The following is a 6,662-nucleotide window of genomic DNA, read 5'->3' as shown; positions in this document are numbered from 1 at the left end:
ACCTGCGGCTATGACTTGAGAGAAATGGAGGGTTCTGCAGCTAGCAGTACAGAATGTACCGTCAGTGAAGACTTTGCAGCGCTTGCCCCCTTTCGGTTTCTGGCATTCGGAACTTCAACGCTTGTCTTCCCTTGGAAGGCAACTTTTCGCTTATTCAAGTCGCTTTTGTTGTCCAAACATATGTGGATCAGGCCTCAGTGGCCCAATAACTGGGTCGGTACCATGAGCGTTACTCAACGCCATGGTGTCACAAAGATATTCTCGAAACTGCGTAATGAGGGCTCTTACGACCTTAGAGTTTTCACAAAGTTTGTGCATGAATTACTCAGCCCGTTGAGGGTAATACCACGCTTGTCGATTATTGAATTGCACAGTTTCTCCCTACTTCTTTCCAAGGCTGGAATGCCGCGCCAGATGGTCGAGGCCCTGTGTTACCTTGAGCCGCCGAAGAAATCGATCAAAGGAGCAAGTCTATTCGAAGGCCGTCCGCCTACGTTGTTCAGCAATGAGGATGTTGCCGATTTCTTAGATGTTGACACTGAGACTGTCCTCGGTCTTATTGATGCGGGCGTGTTGCAAACTCCAACTAGAGCCGCACCAGGCTTCGACATAGACCAGGTTCTTCATGCCCAAGAATTCATTTCCGGAAATCTAATTAAATTGACGGAGTTAGTTGAATTGGTTGGATTCCCACTGGACAGTCAAGACAAATACATGTCCACATTGCTGCCGCCATGGAATCCACGGCACTCCACTGATTTTCGAGTCCGCGTCGAGCATCTAAAAGACATTCAGTTGATTTTGATGTCGCGGATGTCAGACCAAAATCAAACGTGTGCTACTTGGCGTCTTGGGGACTTGGCAAGACATGAGGAACATCCATTCCATTTGGTCGCGACTGGCGTTGCGCTAGTTTTGAGTGGCACTATCCAGCCAGTAGCGTGGCGCCCTCCGCACGCTTGGTCCGATCTGATCTTCAATAAAGAAGATCGGGAGCTTGTTCTTGGTCATCCAGAGACTTCTTCATTGGCGGATTGGCCGCCATTAGTCCAAGAAGGCGCTTGCAGCACTCCGATAATTTTCGGGGTGCTTGCTAACGGAAAAATTGTTTGTATGGACGGAATTGAAAGCAACGGTGCCGAAAGGTACAAATAGGTAGCCAGCACTCTATTGACCAAGAGCCATGAATCAAATTTATTGGTGGATGGTTTCGATCTTTAGTAATCGAGAAAGCGACTCAATATGAAAAAAGATGATTCGAGAGTAGTAGCGGCGGATTTCCCCCGGGAACAAAACTTGGCCTCAATAAGTGGTGTTCAGCCCAAGTTAGTCGGACGCATGGTCGACGGCGCTTTTATTACTGGTCTGACTGACCAAGAGTTTTACGCTCGCTATGAGGTTTGCGTGGATCTGGTCAACCAACTGACCGTCTACTGCATTCGAAAACTGAATGAATCGCGCGTAATGGATGTCCCCACCCTTCTCCCGCTAGTTCAAAAGAGCGCTGAATCCAAAGATTGGGACCTGTCGGTGCTTGAACTAGCCTGGGTGATGAAACAACTTGCCAGCCGACTAGAGGAACAGCAGGTCAAAGAGGCACAGGAAGATTGCGCCGAAGCAAACTTCGCTCGCATGACCGACTCGTCCGATAGTGCGCGGTTGGCAAAAGCTGAGCAGGACGTTCCAGAGCGATCTGATTTCGGCAAATTTCGTGGTCGAAGAGAGTAACTTTCGGCCGGCGCCAACAGGTGGCTGTCTCCCTGAAAAATTCCGCTTTGTGCGTACGATTCGCTCAAACCGGAATCGGCGGAATTGGCAACGCAAACTGCCCTCGCTGAACTTGTGCGCGCGCAGGCGCACCCGGCGGGTTTGTGGACTTTTGCACTTACCTTATGAAGGCACCCACCCATTTACGCGGCGACCTTCCGAGTTGGTGGCTTGGAAGGCTAGACAGAAATCGCTATGAAATTGCGAGCTGCTTGCGCTCTTTATTCGGTGGCTTGCGGCCTATATAGCTTGGGACTTGCCTGTGAAGTGCTGCTGACTTCACGCGCACCGCCTACATCGTCGCGACTCCAGTGCTGTCAGCGGCGCCGCTCCCCGGATAATCGTCACTTCATTTGGGGAAACATAAAAACATGGCTGATTACAAGCAAGCTGCGCTTTGGAAAACCGCCTTTGGCGACAAAGGTGACGGTCTTGATCCGAAAAGGGGGGAACTGGTTGGTGCATACGATAGATTCCGCGACCGAGTTGCTCTGCTTCTGGCTCAGATTCAAAGAGAGTTGCCTGATCTCACCCTTCACGACATCACCCATGTCGATGCGCTATGGCGCGTTGCATCAGAAATCGCTGGTCCCGACTTCCCACTGAACCCAGCCGAGGCTTTGGTTTTGGGTGGTGCATTTCTGTTACACGATGCCGCGCATTGCCGCGCGGCATTCCCTGGCGGTGTTGAAGAGCTGAGCCAAACCGTTGAATGGCACGACGCTGCCGCACAACGGAAGTTGGTCGCAGGCCAGATGATGGAAGGATCCCCTGGATTTCAAGCGGTGCTATTCGACACCCTGCGAGTCCTCCACCCTAAACAAGCCCGCAAGCTTGCGTTTGCGAAGTGGAGTGATGGCGTTGGCGATCTGCTGCACCTTTTCCCTCACGATGAGCTACGGGAAGCCTATGGGCACATCATCGGGCAAATAGCCGAAAGCCACTGGTACAGCCCGCATGAGCTGGAAGTATTTGCTGCAAAAACCGTGTCTGCGCCCGTGTGCCTTGCGCCTGCGGCATGGACGATCAATCCGCTCAAGATCGCAATTCTCTTGCGGGTTGCGGATGCCGCCCACATTGATGCAAAGCGAGCACCCCGCTTTCTACTGGCGATGAACCGCCCCAGCGGAGTTTCGCAAGAGCACTGGCGCTTTCAGGCACGCCTGCACCAGCCCCATTGCGACACGGCACGTACCGAGCTTGTTTTTTCGGGTAGTTCTTTTCCTGTCACCGAACAGGGTGCCTGGTGGCTAGCCTATGACGCTGCCTGCCTTGCAGACAAAGAACTGTCGGCAGCCGATCATTTATTGCGAGACCACGCTCTGCCAAGACTGGCGGCCAGGGAGGTTGCCGGCGTTCGTAGCCCCGAATCATTCGCCCGCAACGTCCCCACCGAGGACTGGCATCCGGTGGATGCATCCTTGCGCATCAGCGACATTCAATCTGTAGTCGAACGTTTTGGCGGTGCCAAGCTGTACGGTGACGAACCACATTTGGCCTTGCGCGAGTTGCTGCAAAACGCCAGAGACGCCGTTGTGGCCAGCCGAGCTTTGGGTGCCCTCGAAAAAACAGAAGGCTCCATCACAGTCCATCTCGAAGAAAAGGAAGGCGAAGACTGGCTTCACGTCACCGACACCGGCATTGGCATGAGCCGTTATGTGCTGGTGAATGTGCTGCTCGATTTTGGACGCTCACTTTGGAGGGACACAGCGCTACGGCGCGAGTGGCCGGGGCTTGCGGCTACAGGTTTTGACGCAGTGGGAAGCTTTGGGATTGGCTTCTTTTCGGTCTTCATGTTGGGGACTCATGTGAAAGTCACTACCCACCGTCAGACTTGCGGCACCGAAGACCAAAACGAGCAGTGGGTACTTGAACTCGTAAAAGGCATTGACGGCCGTCCGAGCCTACGGGCACCCTTGCATGGCGAGGCACTTAAGCGGCATGGGACACGCGTATCGGTGCGGCTATTAGATAAAACAAAGTTGTTAAAAGTTAAGAAAACCTCGCTAGATATCTTCAGCGGTTTGAGCAACACCAAAGAAGCACCGCTCACGCTGACGCAAGTAGTTGGTGCGCTCGCTCCAGCCTTGGAAGTTGATGTGTTCACAAAGGAAGCGAATGGCGAAGTTGTCAAAACGGTGGTGGCTGGCGACTGGCGCGAATTGGAACCGTTGCGCTTGATAGACCGTATAGCCCCAGGAAGGGTTGCGCTCTACTCTCAATGGCTATCGAACGACTTGGGTGTGGCCATAAGCAATCTATCGCCAATGACTGGCTCGCAAGGAGAAATGAAGGGGCGGTGTGCAATTGTGGAACATAGTGACAGTCTCTTTGGCCTACAAGCTGGCATCGTCACCGTAGGCGGGCTTTACGGCGGCACGATCCATGGTTTCGCTGGCATCATGGTCGGCAAGCAGGCTGACCTTTTGAATCGCAGCGAGGCTATTCCCTTGGTTGAACAAGATGCTCTGTCCAAATGGGCCGACAACCAGGCAAACCTGCTTCGGGCCGCCAACAAGTTGACATGGCAAAAAAGTGCCAAGTTATTGGCACTTGGCGCAGGGCATGACGAACTGCTGGTCATCACCCATGGCACTGAGGATTGGACTGCCAATCGATTAGCACACGAACTGAAGAACCTTGACGAAATCTGGCTTCTTGAACACCGGGAATGCCAGTACGAGTCAGATACCGACGAGGTGACTAAGTCTGACTTCGAGCGAAACTTGGATCTTGACCCCAAAGTCTTTGTGCTTAAGAGCGGTACTGCCCAAAATGAATTCATCCGCTCAACGCACTGGCCAAGCCAGTTATTCATGGATCGCTTAACTCAACCCGCCCAGGTGTTTGAAAAGATTGCAAATGACGTGTGGCCTGACTGTGACTTGACAAACGCAGAAGCACAGGTTATCGCGCATGTTTCTGGCGTTCCGATATACAGAGACGTAAAAATCATCTACAGGACAAAGCATCCAGCCGAAACAGCGGATGATTCATCGAATCCAAACAGCAATTGATTCCAATAAGTCCCCTAGTGCACCTCAGGGCTACAAATCGCTGTAAAGGTCCCCGCTTGTTGGCGCCGGTCCGGAAGTGAGCCACCGTGCCGACATTTGAGTGAGTCGTCTTTGGTGATCAAGTCTTAAGTTCCTATGCGGGCTATCAGTCAATCCGCATGGCTCAACGGAATGTCGGCACTGGTGCCAAAAGTGGCTTAATTCGGCGTCGGCGCCAACAGCTCAACCCTGACAGGTTGGTGCCAGCTACCCGCAGGGAAGAGTTCGGGTGCGCCTAATTCAATTTCGGCTTTGGGCACGATGCAGACCTTTGTTGCCGACTGCAACAGCCCTACCTGCTCAGTCGGCGAAGACCTTCGCAGCGATTCGTAGCCCTTTGTAGAGCCTTGTAGAGCCTTGTAGAGCTTTGTAGAGCTTTGCATCGGCCGCCAAGTCGCAGCCGACCACTCAAGGCACACACAATCCCGCAAATTGGTTTCGGTTACCAAAATTCCAACTTGGCTCTGACAAGTTGACTTTATAAAACTGTTGTAAGCTATTGATTTAACAGAAAAAAATAGAAACCTCGCCAATTTGAGTCGCAAACTGATCCGGTGCAGCTAAGCCCTTGATTTTGCTCAGCCTCGGTTACCAAGATTCCTTGGGGCCGACACCCGACATCTTCACCCCCTAAGTCACATAGAAAGTACGCTTAAGGCACGCCGCTACGCATGACGATGAACAGGCATCATGCTCAACAGATTGCCCACGCCGACGCAATGTCCTGCACTGAGCCAAATGCTAGACAACATCGGCAACCCAAGCCCCAAGGCACTTGCCAAGGCCTTAGGCGTTTGCATCTCAGACATGCAAACATGGATTGAGACAGATTGCGCCCCAAGACCCGTTCTACTGGCGCTCTTTTGGTTGACCGTCTGGGCTCAATCCAGCGTTGATGCCGAATCCATCAACATCAGCCGACTTCACGTCAGCATTGCCGTATCCCTGCGCACAGAGCTTGCGGGCATAAAACATGAACTGGCCCGTATCCTCACCCATGGCAACTTCGGCGCAGCTACGCGAACAGGACTCGCTGATGGCTCGCCGGAATTCAAGAATGTTTCGATAACGATGAGCATTGCGCTACAGCGACATTGAGCAACCTTGGCACATGATCAGCTTGAAAACCTCAGAGGTATAACGAACAGCTAAACACAGCAGGCTCTAACACCTGAAGGGATAGCATCGAATTCAATATTCGCGGCGTGAAGACGAGCAAACGTGCAACCCTCTTCAAATGACCAACCGTCCGGCATACGTTGCTTTAAGCCAATCTCGTGATCTAGATGGTGTTTTTCCTCTATGGAGATCAGAACGATCTTCAAATACTTCCTTAGCAAATCAGCGACTGCCTTTATTGATTCGCCGCGGCCGAACATGTCATGGGCTTCCCTGCACAGAACCACTCGCGGAACGACATGTTCTCTGCGATCAGCACCCTTCTTTGATCTTCCGAACAAGACAAAACTGTCTGGAATTAATGGTTCCATCAAGAGTCGCGTGTCTGAGGACCCAGTCTCCGCCCACATGTGCTCAATGTTCCACGCCATCCGGTAAAAGGCTCTATCAAGCAATACCTCCCTGCAAAATAACTCTGAGACCGCATTGACCATGACTACAGCGCTTCTATCCTTGTATCTGATTTCGACTTTTATGGTGTGAACAGACTGAATACATGATGCTCATCGACCTGCAATATGCTTCTGCCCTACAGCTGGTCAATGCTGCCACTAACATCGAAGACCGAGGAGCGCCAAATTGCAAGGCGCTGCGAAAGTTCAAAGGTCAGCGACTAGGGCCTCTACACCGCTGACCATAGCATTCGCATCTGCATCGGTG

4 protein-coding genes are annotated in these 6,662 nt (G+C 52.3%); all 4 read left to right on the top strand.

Annotation, left to right across the window (positions count from 1 at the left end; genetic code table 11):
- The coding region (locus LNV08_RS22360; RefSeq protein ID WP_263535965.1) for a hypothetical protein at positions 1 to 1,155 on the top strand (1,155 nt) is incomplete at its 5' end.
- 87 nt (positions 1,156 to 1,242) lie between these two features.
- Positions 1,243 to 1,728, top strand: coding sequence for a hypothetical protein (locus LNV08_RS22355; RefSeq protein ID WP_263535964.1), 486 nt, complete (start codon positions 1,243 to 1,245; stop codon positions 1,726 to 1,728).
- Between the two features lie 410 nt (positions 1,729 to 2,138).
- Positions 2,139 to 4,784: an ATP-binding protein gene (locus LNV08_RS22350; RefSeq protein ID WP_263535963.1), complete on the top strand. Its 2,646-nt coding sequence runs from the start codon at positions 2,139 to 2,141 to the stop codon at positions 4,782 to 4,784.
- 729 nt (positions 4,785 to 5,513) lie between these two features.
- Complete coding sequence (locus LNV08_RS22345) at positions 5,514 to 5,921, top strand: hypothetical protein (RefSeq protein WP_263535962.1); 408 nt, start codon at positions 5,514 to 5,516, stop codon at positions 5,919 to 5,921.
- Positions 5,922 to 6,662 lie beyond the last annotated feature (741 nt).

Source organism: Paucibacter sp. TC2R-5, from assembly GCF_025717605.1.
Lineage (GTDB): Bacteria > Pseudomonadota > Gammaproteobacteria > Burkholderiales > Burkholderiaceae_C > Paucibacter_A > Paucibacter_A albus.
Note: the sequence above shows the minus strand (reverse complement) of the source record. Positions and strands in the feature narration are given on the sequence as shown.